We start from the raw sequence: 26,991 nt of genomic DNA on the forward strand, positions 1-26,991 counted from the left end.
GGTGATGTCCTCTCTCCTGGCAGCGGCTTAGGCCGCTGCCTCACAAAATGGTTTGCCAAAGGGCAGTTGGGCTCGAATCTCGGCGATATCGGTGCGGTCTGTGATCAGTTCCTGGTACCAGGGACCCTGGCTGGTGCTGCCAATCAGCACCACACCGACCAGGCGGTTCTCGCGGACCAGCAGGTGGCTGTAACTGCCGGTATCAAAATCCCGGAAGATCAGTGATTCTGTGGCCTCGTCCGGAGCCTGCTGGCCGCAGGAAAACACCGGCACGTCGCTGATCTTGAGCCGGGTGGCGATCACCGAGGGTGCCCAGCGGGCAGCACCGGTGTTTTCCGCAAGCACCCGGGCCAGTATCCGGGCCTGCTGGTAGCCGGGCTCCACCAGACCGAAGGTTTCGTTGTCCAGTTCGCAGCACTCGCCCAGGGCGTAGATGTCGGGGTCGCTGGTGCGCAGCTGCGGATTCACCCGAATGCCCCGGCCACAGTCCAGGCCGGCCGCCTCGGCCAGTTCCCGGTTCGGCACTATGCCGGTGGCAATCACCACCAGATCGGTGCTGATCAGGGTCTGGTCGCTCAGTTGCACAGCCCGGACCCGGTTTCGGCCCAGCAGTTGAAGCGGTGCGGTGGCGGTGAGAATGTTTAGACCCTTGCGGTCCAGGGCCTCGGCCAACAGTTGGCCGCCCACTGCGTCCAGCTGCCGGTTCAACAGGTAGTTGCTGCGGTGGAGCACGGTGACGGCAACGCCGCGACGATGCAGGCCGGCCGCCGCCTCCAGGCCCAGAAATCCGCCGCCAACCACGACCGCGCGCTGCCGGGTTTCGCTCTGCTTGATCAATGTCCGGGTGTCGTTGATATCCCGGAAGTAGCGGACACCATCCAGGTCCTCACCCGGGAGCCCAAGTTGCCCCGGCCGGGAGCCGGTAGCCAGTACCAGCGTGTCGTAACGCTGGCTGCGACCGGTCATGGTGGTCACGGTGCGCTCTCGACGGTTGATGGAGCGCACCGGTTCGCCGTGATGAACCTGGATGCCGTGGCTGGCAAACCAGTCATCGGGCTTCAGCGTCAGGCTGTCCTCATCGGCATCACCGCTCAAAAGCGCCGATAACTGAATGCGGTTATAAGCCGGCCGGCTCTCGCCGTTGAACACAATGATGCTCTGGTAGGGCACCGGCGCCTGGGCCATCAGTTCCTCAAGGAAGCGTTGGGCCACCATACCGTGACCACAGACCACCAATGTGCGTTGCCTGTTTCCGCTCATAGTCGTGCCCCCATTTCCTGAACTGTTTTCTGGACCCATAAAAAAACCGGAGCATCTCATCCCCAAGGGAAATCGATGGTCCGGCGCCAATGCCAACAACAATGATCTGATGATCCGGCCGAATCCTTGGCCGGGACGTTCATCCTTGTAAAAGACTTTGCGATCTTCGTGCCAGTTTTTTAAGTCTAATTAAATCATGGAGATACTGTTTTTCGAAGGTTGTGGTCGCGTTCCCTGGGCGCGTTATCTGCCCCGTGCTGGGGCGTTTTGCACGACTTTGAGGCTTCCTCTGGCGTGGTTATTGCTCCGTTATTTGCTAACGAGACAGCACAGCCAGTGCCGGGAGTATTTCCATGAACACCAAACAACAGCAGCAAAACCCCAAGTCGCCGACCGCCGCGAATTTCCTGATTGCATCGCGACAATGCGAACTGATGAACCTTCAGTACTTCCTGCAGATGGGCAAGGTGGTTCAAAGCATCAGCAACCTGGTGCACGGCCTGCAGCGGGAGCGGGGCGCCTCCAACGTGTTCCTGGGGTCGAGTGGCGAAAAATTCGCTGGCGAGCGGGAGGCGATGATTCTGGAATCCGACCGGCTGGCGGAGTTGTTCGAGCAGGCTCTGGCCGAGGTACAGGAGGCACTGACGGCTCACCCGGTCAGCAGCCACCTGCTGAACCATCTTGCCACTGCACTGCACGGTTTGCAGCAGTTGCCCGCATTGCGTGCTCAGGTGGCCGGGCAGGCGATGTCCACGGCGGAAGCCACCGAGGCCTATGGCAACCTGATCCACGCCTTGATCACGGTGGTATTTGAAGCCGCCGACACCGCAGTCGATCCGTCCCTGGCCGGTTTGCTGGTGGCCATGGTGCACCTGATGAATGGCAAGGAATTCTGTGGTCAGGAGCGTGCCGTGGGTTCCGCCGGCTTCTCCAGCGGTGGCTTCGACAGTGCACTATCCAAGCGCATGACGCACCTTGTTGAAGCACAGGAACGCTGTTTCGAAGTGTTTGTCAGCTTCGCCGACGACGACAGCCGTGCGCTTTGGCAGACCCTGCGGTCTCATGATCGGGAGACGGAGATTGAGCGCCTGCGTCAGCTCGGTTGCTCGGTGGGGCGCTACAAAACCCTGGACTCCGGGCTGGCGGATCGCTGGTTTTCCCTGATGTCGGAACGCATGGATGAACTTAAAAAGGTGGAAGACGCGGTCGAGGGCAGTTTCCACACCCGCTGTGTCGAACGCTTCGCCGAGGCTCGAAACTCCCTGGCCCACCAGGAAACCCTGATCGCGTCACTGGACGAGCAGAACCCGCCGGCGCAGCCCCTGCTGGTGCTGTGTGATTCCGGTGACGATGTCCGGTCCGGGGAAGCCTGGAAAAGTGAGGGTGTGGGGCAGCAGTTTGGTCGCTCCATCTTCGATCTGGTGCAGGAACAGACCCGTCGGTTGCAGCAGATGACCGACGAACTGCAGAGTGCCAAGGAGGCGCTGGAAGACCGGAGAACCCAGGAAAAAGCAGTGCTGCTGCTGATGGAACACCGCAAGATCGACAACAATGAGGCTCATCGGGTGCTCAGGAAACTGGCCATGGACCAGGGTAAGAAGCTGCCCGAGGTGGCTCGGGCCCTGGTCTCCATGGCCGATGTTCTGAAGTAAACCGGTAACAGAGCAGCCGGGCTCAGGCGCCTGCGGCCTGGGCGGTGCTCTCCTGCTGGTCGGTGCTGGAGGCTTTGCGGGTCTTGATGTTTTCCAGTTTGCGCTGTTTCTCGTACAGGAATTTCAGTACTTCCTGGCGGTAGTGCACGTAGGTGGGGTCGTCTGCCAGGGTCACCCGGTTTCGTGGCCGCGGCAGCTCGATGCGCAGATCCTCACCCACGGTGGCGGCCGGGCCATTGGTCATCATGATGATGCGGTCGGACAGCAGCACTGCTTCGTCGACGTCGTGGGTAATCATGATCACCGTGTTGTTCAGCTCCTGTTGAATCTCCATCAGCGAATCCTGCAGGTGAGCCCGGGTCAGTGCGTCCAGCGCGCCGAATGGCTCATCCATCAACAATACGCTGGGCTTCATCGCCAACGCCCGGGCAATGCCGACCCGCTGCGCCATGCCCCCGGAAATTTCCCCCGGACGCTTGTTGGCAGCGTGGGCCATGTTCACCAGTTCCAGGTTGTGATGGATCCAGTCCTTGCGTTCCTGTTTCGCCATGGACTTGCGAAATACCTGCTGCACGGCCAGTTCCACGTTCTCGTAAACGGTCAGCCAGGGCATCAGGGCGTGGTTCTGAAACACCACCGCCCGCTCCGGTCCCGGCGAGTTGACCTCATGGCCGTCCAGAACACAGCCGCCCTTGGAGGCTTGCAGCAGTCCGGCCACAATGTTCAGCACGGTGGATTTGCCGCAACCTGAGTGACCGATCAGGGACACAAACTCGCCCTTCTTGATTTTCAGGTTGAGGTTGTCGAGTGCGACGAAGGAACCTTTCGGTGTCTCAAAGGCCATTTCCACGCCGGTCAATTCCAGATGTGCTTTAGTCATGATGGTCTCCGTTATTCATTCCAGGCGACTTTCTTCTGGATCATCAGCATCAGCCGATCCAGCAGAAAACCGATAAAACCGATGGCCAGTACCGCCACCATGATCCGGCTCAGGGACTGGCTGCTGCCATTCTGAAATTCATCCCACACGAACTTGCCCAGGCCCGGGCTCTGGGCCAGCATTTCTGCGGCAATCAGCACCATCCAGGCAATACCCAGAGAGACCCGCAGGCCGGTAAAGATCATGGGTACCGACGAGGGCAGTACCACCTTGCGCACGTGGGTCCAGAACGACAGGCGCAGGACCCGGGACACATTCAGCAGATCCGGATTTACCGCCGCCACGCCGACACTGGTGTTAATCAGCGTGGGCCAGAGGCTGCACAGGGTGACGGTGATCATTGAGGTCAGGAACGACTTCTCGAACATCGGGTCGTCGCTGACGTAGGTGGCCGAGACCACCATGGTCACCAGGGGCAGCCAGGCCAGTGGCGAAACCGGTTTAAAGATCTGGATCAGCGGATTGACCGCCGCCTGAAAGTAGTGATTCAGACCAAAGACAATGCCCAGTGGCACCGCAATCACCGTCGCCAGAAAAAAGCCTGCAAGCACGGTGATCAGGCTGGTAACCACCTGGTCCAGAAAGGTGGGTGCGGCCGGGTAGTCGCGGATTTTGACCTCAGCATCCGGATTGTCGGCCAGGATGCGCGCATTACGCTCTTCCTGCATGGTCACGAACTTGTCGGCCCGCTCCCGTTGGTTGGTGTGTTCCTGCCAGAGCTGACCGCCTTGCTCCCAGACCTGTGCCGGGCCCGGAAAGGCGCCCAGGGATGTGTTGACCTGAGGCGCGGCCAGATGCCAGAACCCGAGGAAGATCAGGATGCCGATGGTGGGCAGCAGCAGCTGCTTGCCCGACTGGGCCAGCTCGGCGCCGGTAAACCGGCTTGCCAGTGCTTTCAGCCAGCCGGGTGTGCCGGCTCTGGAGCTAGGGTTGGTTAAGGTGGTCATGTCGTTCTCCTGGCTAAGCCCGGTTACGGTGTCTCGGCGCCTTTCAGGCCGATATCAAAACTGTCGATGTAGGCGTTCGGCTGGCGTGGCGTAAAGGCAACGCCGTCGATCAGCTCACCCTGGTACGGGCGGGCGAAGTTTTCCTGGCTGAAATCCGGGAAGTCCTCGGCCTGCATCAGGCCGTCGTCGATCAGCGACTGGGCCGCCTGGGCGTAAATGTCACCGCGATATACCAGGGCTGCGGTCTTCATGTACCAGTCATCGGATTTGGCCTCGGGAATCTGTCCCCAGCGGCGCATCTGCGACAGGTACCAGATGGCATCGGACGGGTACGGGTAAGTGGCGTGATGACGGAAGAAGACGTTGAAGTCGGGCACGTCCCGGACATCGCCTTTCTCGTATTCGAAGGTGCCGGTCATGGAATTGGCGATGACCTCGGCGTCAGCTCCGACATAGCTGGGCCGGGCCAGGATTTCCACGGCTTCGGCACGATTGGCGTTGTTGTTCTCATCCAGCCAGTGCGCGGCACGGATCATGGCCCGCAGCAGGTGCAGGTGAGTGTTGGGGTTCTGCTCGGCCCAGGACTGGGTCACACCGAACACCTTTTCCGGGTTGTTGGGCCAGATCTCGTAGTCGGTGATCACCGGCACGCCAATGCCCTTGAACACGGCCTGCTGGTTCCAGGGCTCGCCCACGCAGTAGCCTTGAATAGTGCCGGCCTCCATGGTGGCGGGCATTTGTGGTGGTGGCGTCACTGACAGGTGCACGTCGGCTTCAAGGGTGCCGCTGGTGTCACCGCGCTGGGGCGCGTAGAAGCCTGGGTTCAGGCCGCCGGCGGCCAGCCAGTAACGCAGCTCGTAGTTGTGGGTCGAAACCGGGAACACCATGCCCATACGAAAACGTTCGCCTTCCGCCCGGGACTGCTCTACTACCGGTTTAAGGGCGCTGGCGCTGATCGGATGCACCGGTTTGCCGTCTTCCTTAGGAATGTACTGACTCATGGTCTCCCAAACCTGATTGGAGACGGTGATGCCGTTGCCGTTCAGGTCCATGCTGAAGGCGGTAATGATGTCAGCCTGGGTTCCGTAGCCGATGGAGGCGCCCAGGGGTTGGCCGGCGAGCATGTGCGCGCCATCCAGTTCACCGGTGATGACCCGGTCTAGCAGCACTTTCCAGTTGGCCTGGGCTTCCAGCTCGACAAACAGGCCTTCGTCCATAAAGAAGCCCTGTTCCCAGGCTACGGCCAAGGGTGCCATATCGGTCAGCTTGATGAAGCCGATCTTCAGGTCCGGTTTCTCCGGGGCACCGATTTCGGCCTGGGCCAGACCGGTGCCGGCCATCAGGGAGACGGCTGCGGCCAGTCCGGCCAGTTGTCTCAGTGTGCCGGAGACGGTTGTCAGGGATGTCTTCATGGATGCTTTCCTCGCAATGTTCTTGCAGGCAAAAAAAAGCGCCAGCCCTCCGCTGTCGGAAGGCAGGCGCCCATGCCTGTTGAATCAGTAATGATCTCGAAGGTTCGTGAATGTTGATTGCACAGCCTGTGCCAGTGATAAAAAAGAGCGTTAAAACATGCAAGTACAAGCTGGGTTCAGTTTTAACGCCATAATCTGGAGTCTCATCGTCGGTGTGTTTTAGTGCGCTTTTTCGATTCTTGCACCAATCTGGGCCGTCAAATGTGGCGCTCCTGCCCGTCGGGGTCCGTTATAGCCTCAATGCCACGATGGCCCTTTTATTGCAGCGTTTCTGGCAGGAAAAGACAGCAGATAAATGACATCAGGCAAAAGCGCCCGCCCCGTGCACCGGATATCCCGGTTTCCATGGGCGGGCGTTTCTGTTTCAGAGCCGAGAGGATACGACGTGAACAGTGAGCATCAGACAGCGACCAGCGTGCGGACCACCTGCCCATACTGTGGCGTCGGCTGTGGCGTTTCCGCGGGGCTTGGGCAAGTCGCCGGTGACCAGCAGCACCCGGCCAATCAGGGGCGGTTGTGTGTCAAAGGCTCAGCTCTGCACGAGACCCTGGTGCCTGCTGGCCGGCTATTGCAGCCGCGGCTCGCCGGTGTGGACAGTGACTGGTCCGAGGCATTGAAAGCGGCGTCTGGTGCTATCCGCGAGGCGGTGGCCACACACGGCCCTGGTTCGGTAGCGTTCTATCTGTCGGGCCAGTTGTTAACCGAGGACTATTACGTCGCCAACAAATTGGCCAAGGGGTTTGTTGGCACACCACACGTGGATACCAACTCCCGCCTGTGCATGTCCTCGGCGGTCGCAGCCCACAAACGGGCATTCGGGGAAGACTGTGTACCCGGTTGCTATGAGGATGTGGAACTGGCAGATCTGCTGGTGCTCGCTGGCAGCAACGCCGCCTGGGCTCATCCGGTGCTGTATCAGCGCATGAAAGCCGCCAGTCGGCAGGGGCGTCGGGTGGTGGTGATTGACCCGCGTCGGACTGCTACTGCAGAGCTGGCGGACCTGCACCTGAAATTGAAACCAGGCACAGACACCATTCTGTTTAACGGCCTGCTGGTGTGGCTGGCGGATAACAGTGGCCTGGACCAGGGTTATATCGCCCGTCATTGTCATGGTTTTGAGGAAACCCTGGAGGCCGCGACCCAAGCGGCTCCCTCAGCCCGTTCTGTGGCTGAGCAGTGCGATCTCCCGGTCGCCGATGTGGAAACCTTTTACCAATGGTTCGCACAAACCCCGCGCACGGTGACCGGTTTTTCCCAGGGTATCAATCAGGCGTCAGCGGGGACGGACAAGTGCAACAGCATCATCAATTGCCATCTTGCCACCGGCCGGGTCGGTTTGCCGGGTGCCGGGCCCTTTTCCCTGACCGGTCAGCCCAACGCCATGGGCGGGCGGGAAGTGGGCGGACTGGCCAATACCCTGGCGGCCCATATGGATTACGACAGTCCCGGTGCCCGGACCAGTGTGGCCCGGTTCTGGGGCACTGACCGGATCCCCGAGGTCCCGGGTCTGAAAGCGGTTGAGCTGTTTGAAGCGGTGCACCGGGGCGAGATCAAGGTGCTGTGGATCATGGGCACCAACCCGGCAGTCAGCCTGCCGGAGTCGGCCCACGTGCGCGAGGCGCTGGCGCGTTGCCCCATGGTGATTGTCTCCGACTGCATGGCCGAGACCGACACCACCGCCTACGCCGACATCCTGCTGCCCGCCGCCGGTTGGGGCGAGAAAGACGGAACGGTGACCAATTCTGAGCGCTGTATATCCCGGCAAAGGGCGTTCCTGCCTCTGCCCGGTGAGGTGAAACCGGACTGGTGGATCATGGCGAACGTGGCCCGGGAGCTGGGCTATGGCAAGGCGTTCGACTACCGGAAGCCAGCGGATATCTTTCGCGAGCACGCTGCGCTTTCCGGAATCGCCGTCCAGGCTAGTGGCAGTCGGCGCCAATTTGATATCGATTGTCTGAAAACCCTGTCAGATTTTGATTACGAACAACTGCAGCCGGTGCAGTGGCCAGTGTCTTTGGCGCCGGATGGTCGGATCACGGGGACCAGCCGGCTCTTCGATCAGGGTGGCTTTTCCACCCCCGACGGCCGCGCCCGTCTGGTGCCGATCCATACTGTAAATGCCGGTCAACAACCCTCATCGGCCCAGCCGCTGGTGGTGAACGCCGGCCGGATCCGCGATCAGTGGCACACCATGACCCGGACCGCCCTGGCGCCCCGGCTGCTCGCCCATCGGCAGGAGCCGTTTATTGAGGTGCATCCCAACGATGCCGAAGCACTGACCCTTGCTGAAGGTGAACTGGGCCGGCTGACCGGTCGCAACGGTGGCGAATACGTGGGCCGGATTCGGGTGACATCGGATCAGCGCCCAGGCGAGGTGTTTGTGCCCATCCACTGGAACAGTCAGTTCGCCTCCAAGGGCACGGCGACCGACCTGATGATGGCGGTCACTGATCCGGTGTCCGGGCAGCCGGAGGGCAAGCACGGAGTCGCCCGCCTGCAGCCGGTGCCCAGTCGTTGGCACGCTCGGGTGATGCGACGGCCGGCCAGCGGGTGGCAGCCAGAGCTGGCCAGTCCGGCAGGATACTGGGCCCGGCAGCCACTGAGTCACAGCGAGAGTTGGTGGCTGGCAGGCAATCAGCCGGTGGATTGGGAACTGGAGGCGGATGCCTGGCTGGGCGGAGCGGCACAGGTAGTAATGGGCGATGTCGCCTGCGGCCGATTTCGGGCCGCCCGAATTGTTGACGGGCAGCTGCAAGCGGTTCTGCTGGTGGCGCCGAGCGCTTCCGAGTTGCCGGATCTGGCCTGGCTGGATCAATGCTTTGAGGCTGAGTGCCTGAGCCCAGAGCAACGCCAGTGTCTGCTGGCGGCGCGTGCGGTAGACGGGGAAAACACCGGGGCACTGGTGTGCAGCTGTTTCCAGGTGGGTGAAAACCAGATTGCCAAGGCGATTCAGGCCGGTGACGATAGCGTGGAGGCGCTCGGTCAGGCCCTGAAGTGCGGCACCAACTGCGGCTCCTGCATCCCGGAACTGCGGGGTTTGTTGAGTAACTGCTCCGCGCCGGAAGCGGCCGAGGTTTCCTGAGCTTTGGTCAGCCCGCTTTGCGCAGCAGTGGTAAGGGTACCCGGTAGCGCAAGCCTACAGACCGGCCGGTGCCCTCGACGGTACAGGTCTTCCGGTTGACCCGGCGAATCTGACCCTGGATTTCCCGGGCTCCCGCACCGAAGGTCACGACCTCGCCCACCTGCCAGTATTGCCGGGCCGCGCTCGAATCCGGCAGCTCGAACGGATCGGTGGACAGCGCCATGCCGCGGTCGGCGGCACGAATAGCCAGAGACCGCCGGACCGCCGCAGCCCCACCACTGGCGTGCAGTTCATCCAGTATCTCGTAGAAGTGCCGGTTGTGCACCGAGCCCCGGAAGCGTTTGCCGGCGTTCTGTTGTAACAGGTGCGCGAATTCATGGCAGCAGGTGTGCGCCAACAGGTTGAGCGGGCTCAGCTGGCCGTCAAAATAACCCCGCCTCCTGATCTCCCGGCTGGACAGCCAGCCATGGGCGGTGTCTGGCTGTTGCTTGGCCTCCACCATAAGCACGCCAAAGGTGATCAGGTGCTGTTTTTGCTGGGGATCAAAACGGTGGTAGGTGGCCTGGCCGGCACCGACACGACACTGCAGCGAACTGCCTGGGAGGCGCTCTGTCAGCCAGCCGGTAGCGGGTTGCCAGAGTATGTCGTAGGTGGTGTCGCACATCAGTTGGCCGAGTTGCCGGGCCTGGGTACTGGTCATCAAAGTGCCATCTAGCAAATGCTTTTCGGGAGTATCGACGCTGATGATACCCGCTCCCGGGGCCTGCGCAAAACCACATCGGCCAGCACTGAGGCTGGCCGATGTCGAAATGGCAACGCGGGTGCGTCAGGCTTCGAACGGCGAGCGCCAGTCGTCAGCGCCGGAGGTGCCGGCAACTGCGTGTTCCCAGGTGACCTTGCGGTATGACAGGGCGGTGGTGACCAGCTGGGTAAAGTCCGCGCTGGCGGCATCCTGGCAGTGGGGCATGTTGCACTGGATGTCGATGATGGTGGCGTCTTCCAGGATGGTCGAGAAGAAGTGCTCCTGCTTGCCCTCAACCGAGGTGCGGTACCACTTCAGCTCTACTTTGGGCAGCATTTCGCCGGAGGCCAGGGCGTTGTACATCAGCGGAGTGGCCTTGTTCAGGGCCGAGGTGAACTTGAACGGCTTGTGCACGCGCTGGCCGGAGGGCTGGCCTGACTGGGGATCGGTCGGGACGGTGACTACATGGCTGAATTCCTGCACCAGCACTTCGTCTTCGTGACCTTCCACGTAGATGTTACCGACCGAGTCGGAGGTGAATGCGCCGGCGGTGATCTTGCCCTGTGTCTGGCCTTCGATACTGATATAACAAGGAGTTGGCATTGTCTGCTCCATGACGTGTGATTGAATGAGTGTCCCTGTGGGTCTTCCCTGGACACTCAGACAAGTACAAACTCCGTGCCAGTGGATTTAACCTCTTATAAAACAATCGCTAAGATCAATTCTGTGTCGGCTTTAACAGGTGGCAGGCAAGACGGTGCCCGAATGTTGAGCGAGGATTTGCTGGCTGGGCCAAACTTTGCCCGGCCAGCTTCAGTCAAACGCCAGGGTGGCCAGCAGGGCCAGCAGAAGCAGCGCTGACACACTTTGCCAGAAGGCGACAGGATGTCGCTCCATCAGCGGTGGCCGGTGCCGGCTTTGCCAATCGGCGCCGGGCTGGCGGAGGTCGTGAAGAAATTCCGACAGCGCCGGATAGCGGCGGTGCGGCTCGGGATGGAGCGCCCGGGCCAGGGCGTCATCGACCCACATTGGGACATCTTCCCGATAGGGCCGGGCCGATTGATAGGTCAGCCGGCGCTGCTGGCTGCGGTTGCGTATTTTTGGCACTTCTGCGCCGAAGGGCAGCCGACCGGTCAACAACTGGTAGGTGATGACACCGAGGGAGAACTGGTCGGCCAGCCAACTGCCGGGCTCGCCTAGCATGGTTTCCGGCGCACTGTACAGGGCCGCGCCGCGGGGGCCGCATGAATAGTGCTCGGCATCGGTGTTAGTCATTTCCTGCAGGCCGGCGACCCGGGTGGCGCCAAAATCGATCAGGGTGACGGCGCCGGCTGCATCTACCAGGATGTTTTCGGGTTTCAGGTCCTGATGCACCATCTCCAGCCGGTGGAAGGCACGTAAGCCCCGCCCGATCTGTTCCACCAGATTGCGAACCGTCTCCAGGGCAGGCGCCGGGTGATCCAGCATCCACTGTTTCAGGGTTCGGCCTTCCACGAATTCGGTCACCAGATAGACCCAGCTGCGGGGCCGGTCCGGGGCGAACGGCCGCACCACATGGGGGTTGGATATGCGTCGGGCAATCCACTCCTCGGTGGCGAACTGTTCCAGATATTCCGGGTCGTCACGAAGATCTGTGGATGGGATTTTGATCACCACCGGTGTCTGGCTTGCCTCGTCCACCGCCTGGAACACATGGCTGCGGCCACTGGCGTGGAGCTGGCGCTGAATCCGGTAGCCGTCGAAAGTTCGTCCCGGGGTCAGTTCCGGGGCGAAGGGAAGTTGGCTCAGTTCGCGGCTCAGCTCGCCCGCCTGTTGGGACTTCGGTAGGTTGTCGATGCGGATGATCTGCACGGTCAGATTGTCGTCACTGCCAGCCGCCAGTGCCGCCGTTGCCAGGGCTTTCGCCGCTGCGTTCAGGTCATTTGGGTACTGTTTCAATCGTTCCAGGATGTCGGCATTGGCCAGGTGTTCGTAGACCCCGTCAGTGGCCATTAAAAACACATCGCCGACCTGCAGCGAAGCCTGCTGATAGTCGATGTCCAGCTGGTGGTCCATGCCCATGGCGCGGGTCAGGCAGCTCTCGGTTCGGGACAGCCAGAGGCGATGATCGGTGGTCAGTTGCTCCAGGGCCCGGTCATGGACTTTGTACACCCGGGAGTCGCCCACGTTGAACACGTGGGCGGTGGTCGATTTGAGTACGAGGATGCTCAGGGTGCAGATGTAGCCCCGGTCGAGGTCATACCGGAATTGGCTGCGGCGAGTCTGGGCGTGGAGCCAGGCGTTGGTGGCCAGCAGCACGCGCTGAACCGACTTCTTGACGGACCAGGTTTCCGGGGTGGAGAAGTAGTCACTGAGAAAGCCGGCCACCGCCGACTCACTCGCCACCTGGCTGACATTGCTGGAGCTGATGCCATCGGCAATGGCTACCGCGATGCCCTTGGTTGCACGCTGTAGCGGGTCAGGAATCAGCAGGCCGTGAAAATCCTGGTTGGTGGTTTTCAGTCCGCGGTCCGAATATTGGCCAACCGTGATTTTCAGTTGTGCTGAAACGGGTTTGCCCCCGTCCGGTAGCGATACCGGCGGGGGCGTTCCGGCCTGTGCGGTGGCCGGATTGGGACAGGGTTCAGGCACGGTTGGCCAATGCTGAGTCGTCAAAGGCCGCCGGCGCAGGGCGCTTGGGCGCGGTGCGAACGTGGGTGCTGTACAGCGTGAGTCCGGTAAACGCCAGGCCACCTACAAGGTTGCCCAGGACGGTTGGGATTTCGTTCCACCACAGGTAATCCATGACCGAGAATTCACCACCCATGATGATGGCAGACGGGAACAGGAACATGTTCACGATGGAATGCTCAAAGCCCATGAAGAAGAACAGCATGATCGGCATCCACATGGCCAGCACCTTGCCGCTGACGTTGGTGGAGATCATCGCACCAACCACGCCCATGGACACCATCCAGTTGCACAGCATGCCGCGGATAAAAATGGTGGCCCAGCCGGCAGCGCCGTACTCGGCGTAACCCAGGGTGCGGGCTTCGCCGACGCTGGCGATCTTGGCACCGACAGCACCGGGATCGGTGTTGAAACCATAGGTGAAGACGAACGCCATCATGAAGGCGACGGTCAAGGCTCCGCCCAGGTTGCCCAGGAACACCCAGCCCCAGTTGCGCAGGATGGCCTTGGGGGTAACGCCAGGGCGTTTATCCAGTAATGCCAGCGGGGTCAGCATGAACACGCCGGTCAATAGGTCAAAGCCCATCAGGTACAGCATGCAGAACCCGATGGGGAACAGGATGGCACCAATCAGGAAAACCCCGGTCTGAACCGCGACGGTAATCGCAAACGCCGCCGCCAGGGCCAGGATTGCCCCGGCCATGAAGGCACGAATCAGGGTGTCACGAGTGGACATGTAGATCTTGGATTCACCCGCGTCCACCATCTTGGTGGCGAACTCGGAAGGTAAAATATAAGACATAGCTGGTTCCTCTGGCCCACAAAAAAAACGGCGCTGCCCACCACCTGTAACGCCGAATGAGCAGGGTGAAGAGCAGACGCCGTTGTCTGAAATAGTGTTGTCGCTGTGAGCAGAGCCCACGTTGGCTCTACTAATCTGATTGCTGCAGGGACCGTGCCAGAGTCGTCGGGTGTGGTTTAAAGCGTATTTTTTTCAGTGGCTTACGGATGGTGCTTTGTTTTCCGTCGGGCACCCTTGGTCTGTTGGTTCGGTGGCGCGCACTTGTTCAGTGCGTATTTTTCGGTCAATGCTGCAGTCTGGCTCAGATCGGATTCAGCGCAGGCGGAATCGGACTGGCAGAGCGTAGCTGAAACGCTGGCCACTCATCCTGGCGGGCACAGCCGGCAGGGGCTCGGCGCCTCTGAGCATGTCCAGGGCGGCGTCATCGAGGAGCTCGTGGCCTGAGCCGGTTTGCAGTCGCAGTTCCAGCAGGTCCCCATCCCGGTCGAAACTGAAGACCACCAATGGTGTGCCCTCCTGTCCCAGTCGACGCGCCCGTCGAGGGTATTCGTAATACCGACTCAGATGCCGGCTGAGCCGGTTCAGGTATTCGTCGATTCTGGCGGAGCTGCCAGCCTCAAGCTGTACTTGTTGGTTTTGGGGTTCGGTGCTCCCGGCAACGTCAGTGGCTGCGGCCGCTGATGGTTCCCGCGGGCTGGTTTCAGCTGGCGGTTCAGGTGCCGGTTCGGTCTTTGGCTCGGGTTCCGGTGCGGGCTCCGGTTCAGGTTCAGGTTCAGGTTCAGGCTCTGGTTCTGGTTCTGCTGAGGGCTCGGGGTTTGGCTCAGGCTCTGAAGGCGGTTCGGGTGCCGTCTCAGGTTCCGGTTCCTGCTGTAGGGCCAGGCTAATGCGGACGGCCGGGGCGGTGTTGCTGGGCGCCTCACCCAATGCCAGTTGGGTGATCGGTTGCTTGGGGATCGCGAACAACAGAACCAGCCCAGCCGTTACGACCGCAACCAGCAACAGTCCAGCCTTGATCAATCCCTGCGGTCCTCTCATGAGGCCGGTTCCGTCAACAGCAGGATTTCCGTGTAGCCGGCGTCTTCGAGGGTTCTGAACAGGCTCTCCAATTTCGCCATGGCCAGGCTTTCGGCTGCAGCAATGGTCAGCGGTTGTTGCGGATCCGCCGGTGGTAGTGCTGCGATCAGACTTTCCGGGGTCAGGATCTGGCCGGCGATTTTCCAGTCGCCGTTGCTGGTCACCGACAGGTCGGCCCGGGGCTCTTGCTGCTGCGCCGCGGTCTCGGCCCCCGGCAGTTCGGGCAGCGGTTCATCGGCAATCTGGCCGGCCACGATGAAGAACATCAGCAGCAGGAATACCAGATTGATCAATGGCAACAGCGCATCTTCCACGCGCTCCATCAAGGTCTTGCCAGAGCTGAAGGGTGGCGGAACCAGGTCGGTCATGGGGTCTGTTGTGATTGTCGTTGCCAATGGGTTTCGATACCGGCGGCGTCCAGGCGGGTCAGGGCCTGGGTGAACTGCCCCAGTCTGGTTTGCGGGCGGGTGCCCAGAGTGACTTCGTTCACCCCCTTCGCGGCAAGGGCGCGGATCAGTTCATTCGATGTAAACGCCCTTCCCTGTCCATGCCAGAACACCCGGCCATCGTTGCCAACGGTCAGCTCAGGTATCGGCTCACCAGCCTCGGTGCGGTGGTCCGGTGTGGCATTGGCCAGTTCCAGTGAGCCGACGGGCAGTAACCGGCTGGTGAGCATGAAAAACACCAGCAGGATGAACACCACATCAATCAGCGGTGTCATGCGAATGGGAATGGGTCGGCTGGGCCGTGGTTCAACCAGTTGCATGGGCCAGGCGCTGTCGACTGCGTGGTGTAAACTGCTGTGGCGCGTTGCTGTCCTCTGGTGTAGCCTCCGGGGCGGTCTTTGAACCCGCTGTCGCGAACTCAATACCGTCAGCGTCATTCAGAACAGTAACCAGGGTGCTGTTGATGGTGGCGTGCAGTCGGCGCAACCGGAACTCAATCCAGGCGGCCAGGGCAGCAAACGGAATGGCAATCACCAGGCCGGCCGCCGTGGTGGTCAGTGCTTCGTAGATGCCGCCACTCAATTGCGTGGCGTTGGCACGGCCCTCAGATGCCGCCATGGCGCCAAAGGCGTCGATCATGCCCATTACTGTACCCAGCAGCCCCAACAGCGGCGCAAGCGCGGCAATGACCTCAATGATCTTCAGCGGGGCCTCGAAGGGTTGTAGTGCATCCTGGGCATCCCGGGCCGCCGTCGCCCTGATACGGGTCTGGTCGCGCTGCTCCTGGCAGGACCTGGCGGTATCGAGCACCAACTGCAGTAACGGGTTTAGTCGGCCGATAGCTCCTGCCTGCTGTCGGAGGGCCTCTGGTTGGGCGTCAGCGGGTGTTTGTTGCCATTCCGTCATGAAGCGTTTCAGTTGACGGGTAAGGCGCGGTGCGTAAAAGACACCGACCAGCATCAGATAGAGGAAGGTTATGAACCCGATCACTGCGAGGGCGGCAAGCACCACCATCACCGGCCCACCCATCTCGAACAGCTGGGCTAGCGGGCCGTCGAGCGACTCGGCTGATGAGAGCAAGGCAGAATCTGGCATGGAGAGCCTCTGAATTAAAAATGTCAGTGTAAATGATAAAGATTATCAATACGTTTGCAAGGTGTAATCTGACAATCTGCGCGGCTCTGGTAAAATGCGCGGCGCCAGCCCTCAATTCATCAAACCTAGCGGCAATGTCGTTAGCTGTGGAGACGATCTGATTAGCTCAGCCCCCAAACACTCAACGCCAGAAAGCAATGATGATTAGACGCTGGCTCGGGAGTCTAGTGAACCGCGCAGTGGTGCTGGTGATTTGCTTCACCCTGCTGTCGGCGCTGGTGGTTACTGTGGTGGGTGCCGTGCTTAGTCAGAGTGAGCTGGAGCAGCAGGCAAAAAACCAGGTGTCTACCATTGCTCAACTACTGGCAGGTGACATTGACGACAAGCTGGCGCGTCGGTTGGACACCCTCAGCCACGTGGCGGCCAGCTTCACCATGGACGAGACCGCACTGATCGGTCGTGCCAGTGTGCTTGTCCGTCAGCAAACCGCCCTTCAACACCTGTTCGACGGTCTGTACCTGATTGATGAGGATGGAAATATCCTGGCAGAACATCCCGAATCCTACGCCCTGACCGGATTCAACGTCAGTCACCGTGACTATTTTCAGAATGCGTCCCAGCGCCTGACGCCAGTCATCAGCGAACCTTACGTTTCTATTTACCAGGATCAGCCGGCGGTGATGATTGCCGCGCCGATTTTCGATCATCGCCAGAAATTCATCGGCGTAATTGGTGGTGCCCTGCTGCTGAGCGGCGAAAATTTCATGGAGGCGGTTGCCAACCTTCGTATTGGCGAAACCGGCTACCTGGGCGTGGCCACCCGCAGCGGTATCACCCTTGCTCATGGACGGACCGGCCAGGTGATGGTGCCTGTGCGCGTTGGCAATCCGGTGCTCAAGGACGCCATGGAAGGCTTTGAAGGTACCCGGCAAACCCGCAACGGCGACGGTGTCCGTACCATCATGTCAGTACAGCAGATGGATCAGGTGCCCTGGTTTGTGGCGGCGGTATGGCCGGCTCGGGAAGCTTTTGCACCCATTACCCGGATGACCGATGCCTTCCTGTGGACACTGCTGGGGGTTGTCGGCGTTGTGACACCCATAGCGCTGTGGCGCTTCCGGCGGCTGATGGCGCCCTTGCAGGTTCTGGGTCAGCAAATCAACGAACGGCATCTGGGGGTTCGTACCGTACCGGTCGACGTCACCGGTGGTCGGGAAATCCAGCAGGTGGCAGAGATCTTTAATACCGTCATGGACGAGCGTGATGAGGTGCTGGTGTCGTTGGCGGAACGGGAGGCGTTTTTCCGCTCACTGACCCAGAGCGCGCCGATAGGCATCGTCCAGACCGATGTCCTCGGGCGCATCGATTTCGTGAACCCGGCGTTCGAGAACATCATCGGGCGGCCAACTTCCGATCTCCAGCACACCTATCTGATCAACGGCGTTTTCGAAGCGGACCGGGAAGCGGTGCTCAGTGGTTGGAAGCAGTCACTCAGGAACAAGGAGGTTTTCCGAGGCCGATTCCGCATTCCGAGCCAAGGTGAGCGGGATTTGATCTGGGGCGATGTGATGACCTCGGTGATCGAAACGCCGGACAAGACCCTGGGCAGCATCACTGTTATTCGGGACGTGTCCCGGGAGCTGGAGGTGGAAGAGGCTCTGCGGGAGGAGCAGCAGCGCGCTGAAAACATCCTTGGGGTGCTGCAGGAGGGCGTGTTGATGGTGGATATTGAGGGCCGGATTCGATTCGCCAACCAGACAGCCTGCCAATTCCTGGGGACGGAGGGCGACTGTGCCCAGCAGAATTTCTTTGATCTGGTGGAGATCTGGAGCGACGACAAGCTTTTGACCCATAATGATTTTCTGACCGGCGGCGATATCGACAGCCTTTACGCCACCCTGAAGAACCGGAACGATGGCCGGTATGATATCGATCTGACGGTGCTCCATGTTCGCCAGGGCCGGTACAACGAACGCATGGTGTTCGTGATCCGTGATGATAGTGAACGTCGTCGCCAGGAAGAACGCCTGTCCTGGGAAGCTACCCACGACAGCCTGACCCACCTGCTCAATCGCCGGGCGTTCAGTGCGTCCCTGCTCAAATGCCAGGGCGAGATCACGGAACCAGCGGCGCGCTCGGTGCTGATGCTGATTGATCTGGACCATTTCAAACCGGTCAATGACGAAGGTGGCCATCTGCTCGGGGACGACCTGCTGAAGCGCCTGGCAGACCTGTTCAAGGATACGGTTCGACAGTCTGACACCGTGGCCCGGCTGGGTGGCGACGAGTTCGGGATCATTCTCCCCATGTGTGGGCTGGAGCGGGCGGAGGCCCTGGCGGAACGGATCCGGGAACGGGTTGAGGAATTGCGGATTGAGCAGGACGGTCGGAGTTTTGGTGTGACCGCAAGTATCGGTCTGACCGAGCTAGTCCCTGGTGACAGAGGGCCGCGAGAGGTCATTTCCCGGGCTGATGAAGGTTCCTACACGGCCAAATCCCGTGGTCGCAACGCCGTGGTGGTGGTGCCAGCCCCGTCCTGAGGCTTACCACCAGCCCGCGGACTGACCGGCCTGCCACAGCAATCGGGCGGCCAAGGCGGTGAGAATCAGGTTGAAGGCCTGGTGGAACCACCGGTTACTGAGCGACCTGAGGACATGTAGGCCCACCCAGGTCCCGGCAAAGCCACTGGCAATCATCGCCAGGATGAAGGGCAGCCAATCCGGGAACACAAACCCAGCTACCGTGAAAACCAGCGCCTTGGGCGCGTGCTGCAGGGTCATGGCGGTGGCGAAGGTGGCCACGGTGGTGAGCCGGTCCCGGTGAATCTGTTTGATAAAGGCTGCAACCAGTGGTCCGGTGGCACCTACAAACAGACTGATGAAGCTGGTCAGGCCCGAAGCGAGAAATATCCCGGTGTTACCAAACGAGGCCCTGGGCAGGGCCGGCCCCCAGCAAAGAAACAGTACGAACAGGGCAATGGTCAGCTGCCAGGTGGAGGCCGGTAGATCGACCAGCAGCCAGGCACCCAGACCCGTACCCACCAGCACACCCGGCGCAAAGGCGCCAATGACCTTCCAGTCGACCTGATGCCGGGTCAGCAGCGCCCGGCCGCCATTGGATCCGAGCTGGATCATGCCATGAACCGGAATGATTGCCGCTGCCGGCATCCAGTTGGCCATCAACACCAGCAAAAGTACTCCGCCGCCCGCGCCCAGGGTGGCGGTGATCATGGAGGTCAGAACCGAACAGGCCAACAGGAACGCGGCAACAGGAAGGCTCAGGCTGTCGGGTAACAGGACTACTTCCATGCACAAAAGTCCGTGGTGTTCAGTCGGGGCGAGCGGCACAGGGCCTCGGTAGCCAGCTGCACGTCGGCCACATAATACAGGGACGCGAGCCCGAGACGATCACGGCCCAGGTTATGAAACACCATGCCGAAGGCAATGTCGCCGGCGGTGAAACGGTCATGGTGTTCAGCGAAGTAGGCCGCCGGCCGGGAGAGGATGTCGTCGGTCAGCAGGGCCTGAACCCGGCCGGCGCCACCATGGTAGGCCTGGATCAGCAGTAGGGTGAACAGGCGCTGCCGCTTGGCCTCAGGCAGGTGGCCAAAGCGCTTGGCAAATGCGGGTTCCAGATTGCGGGCATTCTGATTCATAAGGCGCAAGGCGCAATCTATCTGCGCCAGGCGGTGCCAGTAGTTGCGAGGTTTGATCCGGCAATCGGACAGCGCCGAGGGTGACAGCTGCAGAATACCCCGGGCATTGGCAACCGAATGCGCGCGCGCCTGTCCGCCACTTTCGATCAGGATCTGGCCTGCAAGGTACAGGGGCAGTTCCTCCGGCAGATCCAGCCGATTCTGGCGGGTTTTGACGACATATGTCAGGGCATCGTGCAGTGCTTTTGGTTGGTCACTGGACGCGAAGCTAAGATCGTCCCAGGCACCCCAGATGCGCTCCGACGGCAGCGTGCCGAGGTAACGGGCCACCGCCTCATCCAGGTTTACGTGGGGCTGGTCGCAGGCCAGGGCAAAGGGATAGCCGGTCTGGCCTGTTTTGCCGGGCAACCAGGTATCGGTGCGGTTATCATTGAATAGCGCTTGCCGAGTGTCGTTGAGCCTTGTCTGGGTCTCGTCTCGATCGGAGCCATCGCTGATCCAGGCCAGAAACTGGCCTCGCATATCAAACAGGACGTGGCGATCAGTGTCCGCGCAATAACCGGATTCCCTGAGCACCCATCCGCGAATGGCCAACACATTGCTGTAGACCCCCTGGCTGACCCAGTAGGGCGAGTTCCGAACCACCTGGGTCCAGTCGTCACTGGCCGCGGTTTGTTCCGTGGCGGCGCTGGCGCTACCAAGCGCCATCCAGGCCAGGGTGAAAAACACGCAGAGCTGTCGTAAGCTCATGACTCTCCAATTCATACACGATAAATCCGTGACCGTCCGGACAACACAATAACAAACGGAACCGATCATGAAGCAATCAGAATATCTGAGGTATGACGCCACCGCATTGGCGGATTTGATCCAGCGCGGCGAAGTGACCTCCAGGGAAGTCTGTGAGGCCGCAATAGACCGGGCTACCCGGGTCAACGGCTCGCTGAATGCCATCTGCCACCCCCAGTTCACGGAAGCCCTGGCGCAGGAATTTCCGGTCTCGTCGGTGTTCTCGGGGGTGCCGCTGCTGCTCAAGGATCTGGCCCAGGAGCAAGCGGGTCATCCCTGCACCTATGGCAGCCGGGGCCTGACCCGGAATATTGCGTCCCAGGATTCCGAGTTTGTCCGGCGTGCCCGCGAAGCTGGCCTGGTGTTCCTGGGCCGTACCGCGACTCCGGAATTCGGGCTCAAAGCGGTGACCGAGTCCGAGCTGTGGGGGCCATCGCGCAACCCCTGGCAAACCGACTGCACCCCGGGGGGCTCCAGTGGCGGCTCCGGCGCGGCGGTGGCCGCCGGTGTGGTGCCTATGGCCGGCGCCAACGATGGCGGCGGGTCCATTCGGATTCCGGCAGCTTATAACGGCCTGTTTGGTCTCAAGCCCTCCCGGGGCCGTATCTCCAGTGGCCCGTTGGTGGGCGAGGCCTGGACCGGCGCTTCTTCCGATCACGTGGTCAGCCGCACGGTTCGGGATAGCGCGGCCATGCTGGATGCCCTCAGTGGCCCGGCCGCCGGCGACCCGTTTGAAATCCCGGCGCCGTTGGGCCGGTATCGGGATCTGATCCAGCAGTCTCCGGGCACCCTGAAAATCGGTGTTTTCACGGCCTCGCCTTACGGGACCGAAGTGGCACCGGACTGCGTTGCTGCGGTGGAAGCCACGGCGCGGGTGCTGGAAAATCTTGGTCACGAGGTGGAATACGCTCGCCCGGACTACGATGGCATGGCGCTGGCCCGCTGCTACCTCGGGCTCTATTTTGGCGAGGTGTCCGCCATGATGGCACGGGCTCGCGAGGAGTTCGGTGTCGGGGACGACAGCTTCGAACTGGATACCCGGTTGATCGGGATGTTGGGCAACACCATGCCCTTGTCTGATTACGTCCGGCGCCGGCAGCGCTGGAACGATTTTTCCCGTGCCCTGGGCACGTTCTTTGGTCATTACGATCTCTATCTGTGCCCCACCACTGGTCAGCTTCCGGCCCGAATTGGCGAGCTGGACACACCGGTGCACCTGAAAATGGTGGCCAAGGTTATGTTGGCCCTCAAGGCAGGCAAGCTGGTGCACCGCACCGGCCAGGTAGACCAGATGGCGATGGAGAGCCTGGCCCGCACCCCGTTCACCCAGTTGGCCAACCTGACCGGCACTCCGGCGATGTCGGTGCCTATGCATTGGACCCAGTCCGGTTTGCCGGTGGGCGTGCAATTTGGCGGCCGTCACGGCGATGAAGCCCGGCTGCTGCAATTGGCGGCCCAGCTTGAAGAGGCGAGCCCCTGGTTTGGTCAATACGAGCGCCTGGAGAACGCATTCGACGGCTAGGGGTTGTGATCCGGTTGGGGAAACTCCACGTTTATCTTTGTGTGCGGAACAGGCTATGCTGTCAATCAGGAAGGTTCCTTCCTTCCTGAACGACCCTGATGGCATCGAGGAGGCGAGCGTATTATGAACCAACCGATGGCAATCGATGATCTGGTGTCAGTAGCACAGGCCGAAGCAATGGGGGAGCTAGATGCCCCGATGATGGCTATCGTCCTGTCCAGTGAACAAAGCTACGACTTGCCCATTAACTCCCTTGAAACCGATGCCGACAAGGCCCGCTGGGGACTGATCCTCCGCGCCGCCCGCGAGCATGTGGAAGCGGATGCAGTGGCCGTGCTGTACCCAGCCTGGACCACCATTCGTCACAAAAACCCGGAAATGGCGCCGGACAGCGATTCGGAGCATGCCGACGCTGATGCAGACGCCGCCGATAACAGCCCGATCGATACCCTGTTCGTCCAGCTGCACACCCGAGATCACGTGTACTGGCGGGGGTTCGAGCAGATTCGGGATCCCAAGCATCAGCGCATTATCGGTTTCCGCCGGATCAAGGCGCTGTCCACCGACTACAAGCGGCACGAAGCCCCGTCGGTTGCGGCCTGGCTCAGCACCTTGTTTGAGCCACTGCCCGATGAAGGTCAGGAAACCGATGTCGATCGGGAGCTGGCCGATCTATTGGAAGAACCGGAAGTCAGCGCAGCCCTCTATCCCAGGGAGCTGAGAGCCCTGCACTGAGCACCGCCAGCTGATTCCTTCATCAACCATCCCCGGCCGTTTAGCCTCTAAACGGCCGGTATGCGTTCCCATACCCACATAAGACTGACGCCAACGACACCCAGCAGGATCACCGGCACCAGCGCCCGCTGATAGAGCGGTGTTGCCTGCGCCAACAGGGTTAGCAGTGGGAAGCAGATGGCCAGCAGTGCCAGTTGGCCAAGCTCAACGCCGACATTGAAGCCTGCCAGGGCAACCGCCAGATTGGCGGTGCCAGAAGTGAGGTCCGACAGCACGCTGGCAAAGCCGAAGCCGTGAATCAGCCCGAAGCCGAAGGCCAGGGGCCAGGTTCTGCGTCCGAGTACCGGCCAGACGACGTTCACCGCCGCCACCACGATGGACGCGGCAATCACTGTTTCTACCCAGGCAATGGGCAGGCTTACGATCTTCAGTGCGGCCAACGCCAGGGTGATCGAGTGCGCCACGGTGAAGGCGGTGACCACGGCGCTCAGCTCGATGACCTGCGCTCGGGACGGCAACCAGAGCCGCGGGGAAGTGGTTGGTTGGTTGCGGGTGAGGCTGGCTGGAAGCACCAGTACCAGCAAAAACAGGATGTGATCCAGACCGATCAGAAGGTGCACTACACCTTCCTGGAGAAACGTGGTGAAGCTGAGCCAGAGTCCCGAGCGGCCTGACGGGCGCAAATCCACGGTCCGACTGTCTGGTCCCGCCACCGCAAGCGATGACGTTTCGCCGGTACTGATCTGAATCAGCCCGCGGTGCAGGCTGTCGTGCTCAAATAACAGGTGGTATTCAAGGCGGTCCGGGGCCTGGCCGCCGTCGCAGAGCGCCTGGTAGCGGGTGGCGGCGTAGGCGCCATCGCTGTGCTGGCTGATGCCCCACTGCTCGCCCTGTAGCTCGCAAGCGGAGTTGCCGGTAGACAGCGTAATCCCAGCCTCTATGGCATTTAGAACAGCGCCTCTATGCTGGCGAAACTCTCCTCCGGTTACCTCTCCATCGCGGTTGGTATCGAGGGGGACTAGCAAGGCCAGGTCGCGCAGAGCTACGTCGATCCGGAACTGCCCGGAGTCAGTGTCCAGGTACATGAAGCTGTCACTGGCCTTGTGGGCCAGCACGGGATTGGCCAGTGCCAGCAGCCAGAGAAACATGGGCAGCCGTAATATGTGAGCACGCAGGAGCATCAGGGTGTCTCCGGATATCTGTGGTCGGTCTGATCATACTGCGCCAACCACTGCTGTAGTCGCTTCAAGGCGGACTGGTCTGCGGCGCTTTGTGCAGCTCTCAGTACCAAGCGGGTATCCAGGGGCTCGCGCTGGGTCTCCCAGTTTGCCAGTGCATGCTTGAGGGCCAGCGCCGGGCGGTTTTCTATGTCCAGTTGAAAGCGGGCGAAATCCCGCTGATGCAACAGCGTGCCGCGCCACTGGGCCTCGGCAAACCTTTCGCGCAGAGAGTCTGCCAAGGCTTCGGCCTCTGGGGCTCCGGCTTCGCGCAGAGCAATCGCACGGATAACCGCCAGGGCATCGACCTGGTCATAGCCTTTGGTGAGTGCCAGGGTTGCCTGGAGATTGCTGGCCTGCAGCTGCCAGTCTGCCAGTTGCGCCCGGGTGTACAGGTCATCCGGCGATTGCTGGAGCACCGCGCCCCAATGGACTGCTGCGGAGTCGAGGCCCAGTTGGGCCGCTAGATCGCCCAGTGTGCCCTCGGCCCAGAGTTGGCTGGTTGGGTCGGCATTGGAGGCTGAGGCCAGTTGGCCTCGCAAGCGTCGGTAGGCAGATTCGGCACGGCCGGTTCTGGCCTCGGTTTGCGCTAGACAGCTGGCGGCAATCAGCCCTGGATAGAGATCGGCCAGCGCCTGGCAGTGCTCGCGGGCTTTGACATAGCGGCCCTGCACCAGCTCCAGGTTGGCCAGGGTCAGCCGGGACTGAATCCGCTGTCGGCGCTGGTCGGTGGTTTGCAGTACCCGCTCGAGATCCTGCCGGGCCAAATCGAAGCGGTGCAGGCTCTGGGCCAGGGTGGCGCGCAGAACTCGCAGCCGGTCGGTAAAGTCAGGCTCCGGCCAGTCCCCCAGCAGGCGCTCGGCGTAGCCCAGGAATCGGGGATCGCCAGTTTTCCGGGCCTGTCCGATCAGCTGCTGCACCTCATCAGCCAGTTCATCGACATTCTTGGGAGCAGAGCTCAGGTTTGGCGACACATCCGGAAGCGTTGCCAACACAGCATTGTCAGAAAAATCATTTTGGATTGAGCTCGGCGCAGCGGTCACCACTGGTACTGCCAGCAGTGATCCGGCCAGGCTGAACCCAAGCCAAAAAGCCCTGCCCGGCCGGGCAGGGAAGGAAATCGCCGGATGACGACGGATGTCGCTCCGGCGAAGGGTCGTCTTAACGGAACAGGTCATCGTAGGCCTGCGGGTTGTTTTCATCGTTGAAGCTGAAGTCCGTGTCGTTGATCTCCACCGCCGCACGGGTATCGCTGGTATTGGCGATTTCCGCATTAACGAAGGTGGTGAAATCCACCGACGGATCCGGCCGCTCGACCCGGTTGTTGGAGCTGTCGGAGCAGCCCACCAGGATCAGGCCCGAGACCGCCAGTACAGTCATTTTGAGTACATTACTCATGACAAACTCCTGATCAGTTGGGTGAGCCGGCTAGTGGGGTTGCCAGATACGGAAAGCTAGTTCTGAGTTCCGCAGGGTTCAACTGGACACCATCGGTAAACGGAGTGTCTTTATTCGGTGCATCGGTGGTCAGGGCGCCCATGGCTACGCGTAGGGCCGCATCAACGGTGTCGTCCACCGGACGGCGGCCGTTGGGGAAGCCTGCGTTGTCGCCTCCCAGCACGCCGAGGTCGTTCTGCGTTCCTGCGGGCGTCGCAGCGATGGCCGGGTTCAGTCGCAGCATTTCTGACGCCGTCACACCCACTGGCATGTTGACGCCATCAACGCCGGTCAGGAATGCCGTGACCAGATCGTTGCGTGGGAAGGTGTTTGGTGCCTGGGCGCCAGCACTGCTGAACAGGATTTCCAGCAGTTCGGGCAGGGTCGGATGGGTGACGTAGGTCAGGAACTGGCCGTCATCCTTGGGCTCGCTGGTGTTGAAGAGGTCTTTGTCCTTCAAGCCGATAACCACTTCGTTGACCAGCGGCATGCCCAAACGGGACACCTGAGTGTAGGCGCCGCCTTCAACCGTGGCGCCCTTGCCGTTGGAGCTTGGAGCCGGATTGAGGACGCGGGCTTGACGCACGCTGGCGGTGGTCCAGGCGCCGATCACCGGGTCGCCGCTGGAGTTGGCCGCAGTGCCGGTCAGGCAGGAGGTCGGCACTTCCAGGGCAAAGGAGGTTACGTTTTTGTCGGCCAGATCGCCGGCACCTTCACCGTTACGAGGCCCCAGAGGATCGGTGTTGACCAGGTCAAAGATTTCGCCGAGATTGACAGCAAAGGCTTCCTTGCGCTGGCCGACAAAGACCTTGCCGTTGATGCTGCAGCCGGGGATGTTGATACCGTAAATATGGCCGTCAGCATAGCCTGCGTAATCAGTAAATGACTTGCCGCCGATGTTGTCCAGTGGTTTGTCGAAGGTGTCCATGCCAGTGCTGGCGTTGGTGGCGGTCTGAACGGTGCCGGTGCGACGGTCGCCCCGGATGACCTTCACCGAGTATTCCTGGCTGGCCTGAACATTCCCGTCCGCGGTTGCGTCGCCAATATTCTTCAGTGGAACAGAAACCATCTCCTCGGCGCCAGTGTCTCCGACCGACAATTGAATGTCGTTGAACACGTCTGAGGGCTCGAAACGGAAGGTAAGATCCTCAACCGCATCGCCGTCATTATCGATGTGAATCTCGTAAATCGCGTCTTCATCGAGATCGAAATAATTCGGTCCGCCGTAGGCATCTTGCAGAGGCAGGTAGTTGGCAATCAGGGTCACGAAATCTGCGCGGCCTGTTTCATAACTGCGGAACATGTAAAAATCGGTACCGTCCACTTTTGGAACTTCGGTGATGAACGGAGCTTCCCGGTGGCTGGACGCCTGGCCCAGGCTGGCGCCTAAACAGATTCCCGCTACGGCGACTGCGAGGGCCGAGCGTTTTATGGCTGTGTTCATTGCGTGTTCC

General features: G+C 61.0%; 23 protein-coding genes. 5 read left to right on the forward strand and 18 right to left on the reverse strand.

Features of this window, described 5'->3' with window-relative positions; translation table 11 throughout:
• Positions 1–27: 27 nt before the first annotated feature.
• Complete coding sequence (locus FCS96_RS08180; RefSeq protein WP_138439869.1) at positions 28–1,260, reverse strand: NAD(P)/FAD-dependent oxidoreductase; 1,233 nt, start codon at positions 1,258–1,260, stop codon at positions 28–30.
• Positions 1,261–1,613: 353 nt separating this feature from the next.
• On the opposite strand from FCS96_RS08180, the gene FCS96_RS08185 reads away from it, so the two are divergent.
• Entirely contained in the window at positions 1,614–2,912 is a 1,299-nt protein-coding gene (locus tag FCS96_RS08185) for a nitrate- and nitrite sensing domain-containing protein (RefSeq protein WP_138439870.1), read from the forward strand.
• Positions 2,913–2,934: 22 nt separating this feature from the next.
• Here FCS96_RS08185 and FCS96_RS08190 read toward each other — a convergent pair whose 3' ends face one another.
• From FCS96_RS08190 to FCS96_RS08200, 3 genes are read right to left on the reverse strand one after another with little or no spacing between them, the layout of a single operon-like run.
• Complete coding sequence (locus tag FCS96_RS08190) at positions 2,935–3,756, reverse strand: ABC transporter ATP-binding protein (protein WP_407658090.1); 822 nt, start codon at positions 3,754–3,756, stop codon at positions 2,935–2,937.
• A gap of 47 nt (positions 3,757–3,803) precedes the next feature.
• The gene (locus tag FCS96_RS08195; protein WP_138439872.1) at positions 3,804–4,799 is read right to left on the reverse strand and encodes an ABC transporter permease; all 996 of its coding nucleotides are present in this window, start codon (positions 4,797–4,799) and stop codon (positions 3,804–3,806) included.
• Positions 4,800–4,822: 23 nt separating this feature from the next.
• Positions 4,823–6,139, reverse strand: a complete 1,317-nt coding sequence (locus FCS96_RS08200) for a CmpA/NrtA family ABC transporter substrate-binding protein (protein ID WP_228264077.1) — start codon at positions 6,137–6,139, stop codon at positions 4,823–4,825.
• Positions 6,140–6,656: 517 nt separating this feature from the next.
• Here FCS96_RS08200 and FCS96_RS08205 point away from each other — a divergent pair.
• Complete coding sequence (locus FCS96_RS08205) at positions 6,657–9,353, forward strand: nitrate reductase (protein WP_228264055.1); 2,697 nt, start codon at positions 6,657–6,659, stop codon at positions 9,351–9,353.
• 7 nt (positions 9,354–9,360) lie between these two features.
• Here FCS96_RS08205 and FCS96_RS08210 read toward each other — a convergent pair whose 3' ends face one another.
• The 8 genes from FCS96_RS08210 to FCS96_RS08245 all read right to left on the reverse strand — a co-directional run bounded on the left by FCS96_RS08210 (position 9,361) and on the right by FCS96_RS08245 (position 16,182).
• Positions 9,361–10,053, reverse strand: coding sequence for a hypothetical protein (locus FCS96_RS08210; RefSeq protein WP_138439875.1), 693 nt, complete (start codon positions 10,051–10,053; stop codon positions 9,361–9,363).
• Positions 10,054–10,179: 126 nt separating this feature from the next.
• Entirely contained in the window at positions 10,180–10,698 is a 519-nt protein-coding gene (locus FCS96_RS08215; protein ID WP_138439876.1) for an Hcp family type VI secretion system effector, read from the reverse strand.
• A 210-nt stretch (positions 10,699–10,908) separates the two neighbouring features.
• Positions 10,909–12,633 (reverse strand): bifunctional protein-serine/threonine kinase/phosphatase, encoded by a 1,725-nt coding sequence (locus FCS96_RS08220; protein WP_228264078.1) that lies wholly within the window; start codon positions 12,631–12,633, stop codon positions 10,909–10,911.
• 85 nt (positions 12,634–12,718) lie between these two features.
• The gene (locus FCS96_RS08225) at positions 12,719–13,567 is read right to left on the reverse strand and encodes a formate/nitrite transporter family protein (protein WP_138439878.1); all 849 of its coding nucleotides are present in this window, start codon (positions 13,565–13,567) and stop codon (positions 12,719–12,721) included.
• Positions 13,568–13,879: 312 nt separating this feature from the next.
• Entirely contained in the window at positions 13,880–14,602 is a 723-nt protein-coding gene (locus FCS96_RS08230) for an energy transducer TonB (RefSeq protein ID WP_138439879.1), read from the reverse strand.
• Positions 14,599–15,009 carry an ExbD/TolR family protein gene (locus FCS96_RS08235; protein ID WP_138439880.1) on the reverse strand — a complete coding sequence of 137 codons (411 nt, stop codon included), beginning with the start codon at positions 15,007–15,009 and terminating at the stop codon, positions 14,599–14,601. The genes FCS96_RS08230 and FCS96_RS08235 overlap by 4 nt, the downstream gene beginning before the upstream one ends.
• Complete coding sequence (locus FCS96_RS08240; protein WP_138439881.1) at positions 15,006–15,407, reverse strand: ExbD/TolR family protein; 402 nt, start codon at positions 15,405–15,407, stop codon at positions 15,006–15,008. Before FCS96_RS08240 ends, FCS96_RS08235 begins: the two co-directional genes overlap by 4 nt.
• Positions 15,394–16,182 (reverse strand): MotA/TolQ/ExbB proton channel family protein, encoded by a 789-nt coding sequence (locus tag FCS96_RS08245; RefSeq protein WP_138439882.1) that lies wholly within the window; start codon positions 16,180–16,182, stop codon positions 15,394–15,396. Before FCS96_RS08245 ends, FCS96_RS08240 begins: the two co-directional genes overlap by 14 nt.
• Before the next feature lie 227 nt (positions 16,183–16,409).
• On the opposite strand from FCS96_RS08245, the gene FCS96_RS08250 reads away from it, so the two are divergent.
• Positions 16,410–18,722, forward strand: coding sequence for a diguanylate cyclase domain-containing protein (locus FCS96_RS08250; RefSeq protein ID WP_323053727.1), 2,313 nt, complete (start codon positions 16,410–16,412; stop codon positions 18,720–18,722).
• Positions 18,723–18,725: 3 nt separating this feature from the next.
• Here the strand turns inward: FCS96_RS08250 and FCS96_RS08255 are convergent, their stop codons facing one another.
• Positions 18,726–19,490, reverse strand: coding sequence for a sulfite exporter TauE/SafE family protein (locus tag FCS96_RS08255; RefSeq protein ID WP_138439883.1), 765 nt, complete (start codon positions 19,488–19,490; stop codon positions 18,726–18,728).
• On the reverse strand, positions 19,481–20,587 hold the full coding sequence (locus tag FCS96_RS08260) for a lysozyme family protein (protein ID WP_322001935.1): 1,107 nt from the start codon (positions 20,585–20,587) through the stop codon (positions 19,481–19,483). The genes FCS96_RS08255 and FCS96_RS08260 overlap by 10 nt, the downstream gene beginning before the upstream one ends.
• 67 nt (positions 20,588–20,654) lie before the next feature.
• On the opposite strand from FCS96_RS08260, the gene FCS96_RS08265 reads away from it, so the two are divergent.
• Positions 20,655–22,148: an amidase gene (locus tag FCS96_RS08265; RefSeq protein WP_138439885.1), complete on the forward strand. Its 1,494-nt coding sequence runs from the start codon at positions 20,655–20,657 to the stop codon at positions 22,146–22,148.
• A 123-nt stretch (positions 22,149–22,271) separates the two neighbouring features.
• Positions 22,272–22,883 (forward strand): hypothetical protein, encoded by a 612-nt coding sequence (locus FCS96_RS08270; RefSeq protein WP_138439886.1) that lies wholly within the window; start codon positions 22,272–22,274, stop codon positions 22,881–22,883.
• Positions 22,884–22,930: 47 nt separating this feature from the next.
• On the opposite strand, the gene FCS96_RS08275 is transcribed toward FCS96_RS08270, so the two are convergent.
• Genes FCS96_RS08275 through FCS96_RS08290 form a run of 4 tightly spaced genes read right to left on the reverse strand, consistent with a single transcriptional unit; the run spans position 22,931 to position 26,981 of the window.
• Positions 22,931–24,064, reverse strand: coding sequence for a HupE/UreJ family protein (locus tag FCS96_RS08275; RefSeq protein WP_138439887.1), 1,134 nt, complete (start codon positions 24,062–24,064; stop codon positions 22,931–22,933).
• Positions 24,064–25,278, reverse strand: coding sequence for a tetratricopeptide repeat protein (locus FCS96_RS08280; RefSeq protein WP_228264056.1), 1,215 nt, complete (start codon positions 25,276–25,278; stop codon positions 24,064–24,066). Before FCS96_RS08280 ends, FCS96_RS08275 begins: the two co-directional genes overlap by 1 nt.
• The gene (locus tag FCS96_RS08285; protein ID WP_138439888.1) at positions 25,262–25,498 is read right to left on the reverse strand and encodes a hypothetical protein; all 237 of its coding nucleotides are present in this window, start codon (positions 25,496–25,498) and stop codon (positions 25,262–25,264) included. The genes FCS96_RS08280 and FCS96_RS08285 overlap by 17 nt, the downstream gene beginning before the upstream one ends.
• A gap of 13 nt (positions 25,499–25,511) precedes the next feature.
• Positions 25,512–26,981, reverse strand: a complete 1,470-nt coding sequence (locus FCS96_RS08290; RefSeq protein ID WP_138439889.1) for a DUF4331 domain-containing protein — start codon at positions 26,979–26,981, stop codon at positions 25,512–25,514.
• Between the last annotated feature and the right edge of the window lie 10 nt (positions 26,982–26,991).

Origin of the sequence: Marinobacter alexandrii (assembly GCF_005871205.1) — a bacterium.
Taxonomy (GTDB): Bacteria; Pseudomonadota; Gammaproteobacteria; order Pseudomonadales; family Oleiphilaceae; genus Marinobacter; species Marinobacter alexandrii.

Bases quoted from the DNA above. Each gene is read 5' to 3' on its own strand.
- FCS96_RS08180 (WP_138439869.1), bottom strand. From the start codon at position 1,260: ATGAGCGGAAACAGGCAACGCACATTGGTGGTCTGTGGTCACGGTATG.
- FCS96_RS08185 (WP_138439870.1), top strand. From the start codon at position 1,614: ATGAACACCAAACAACAGCAGCAAAACCCCAAGTCGCCGACCGCCGCG.
- FCS96_RS08190 (WP_407658090.1), bottom strand. From the start codon at position 3,756: ATGGCCTTTGAGACACCGAAAGGTTCCTTCGTCGCACTCGACAACCTC.
- FCS96_RS08195 (WP_138439872.1), bottom strand. From the start codon at position 4,799: ATGACCACCTTAACCAACCCTAGCTCCAGAGCCGGCACACCCGGCTGG.
- FCS96_RS08200 (WP_228264077.1), bottom strand. From the start codon at position 6,139: ATGGCCGGCACCGGTCTGGCCCAGGCCGAAATCGGTGCCCCGGAGAAA.
- FCS96_RS08210 (WP_138439875.1), bottom strand. From the start codon at position 10,053: ATGACCAGTACCCAGGCCCGGCAACTCGGCCAACTGATGTGCGACACC.
- FCS96_RS08215 (WP_138439876.1), bottom strand. From the start codon at position 10,698: ATGCCAACTCCTTGTTATATCAGTATCGAAGGCCAGACACAGGGCAAG.
- FCS96_RS08225 (WP_138439878.1), bottom strand. From the start codon at position 13,567: ATGTCTTATATTTTACCTTCCGAGTTCGCCACCAAGATGGTGGACGCG.
- FCS96_RS08230 (WP_138439879.1), bottom strand. From the start codon at position 14,602: ATGAGAGGACCGCAGGGATTGATCAAGGCTGGACTGTTGCTGGTTGCG.
- FCS96_RS08235 (WP_138439880.1), bottom strand. From the start codon at position 15,009: ATGACCGACCTGGTTCCGCCACCCTTCAGCTCTGGCAAGACCTTGATG.
- FCS96_RS08240 (WP_138439881.1), bottom strand. From the start codon at position 15,407: ATGCAACTGGTTGAACCACGGCCCAGCCGACCCATTCCCATTCGCATG.
- FCS96_RS08245 (WP_138439882.1), bottom strand. From the start codon at position 16,182: ATGCCAGATTCTGCCTTGCTCTCATCAGCCGAGTCGCTCGACGGCCCG.
- FCS96_RS08255 (WP_138439883.1), bottom strand. From the start codon at position 19,490: ATGGAAGTAGTCCTGTTACCCGACAGCCTGAGCCTTCCTGTTGCCGCG.
- FCS96_RS08260 (WP_322001935.1), bottom strand. From the start codon at position 20,587: ATGAGCTTACGACAGCTCTGCGTGTTTTTCACCCTGGCCTGGATGGCG.
- FCS96_RS08265 (WP_138439885.1), top strand. From the start codon at position 20,655: ATGAAGCAATCAGAATATCTGAGGTATGACGCCACCGCATTGGCGGAT.
- FCS96_RS08270 (WP_138439886.1), top strand. From the start codon at position 22,272: ATGAACCAACCGATGGCAATCGATGATCTGGTGTCAGTAGCACAGGCC.
- FCS96_RS08275 (WP_138439887.1), bottom strand. From the start codon at position 24,064: ATGCTCCTGCGTGCTCACATATTACGGCTGCCCATGTTTCTCTGGCTG.
- FCS96_RS08280 (WP_228264056.1), bottom strand. From the start codon at position 25,278: ATGACCTGTTCCGTTAAGACGACCCTTCGCCGGAGCGACATCCGTCGT.
- FCS96_RS08285 (WP_138439888.1), bottom strand. From the start codon at position 25,498: ATGAGTAATGTACTCAAAATGACTGTACTGGCGGTCTCGGGCCTGATC.
- FCS96_RS08290 (WP_138439889.1), bottom strand. From the start codon at position 26,981: ATGAACACAGCCATAAAACGCTCGGCCCTCGCAGTCGCCGTAGCGGGA.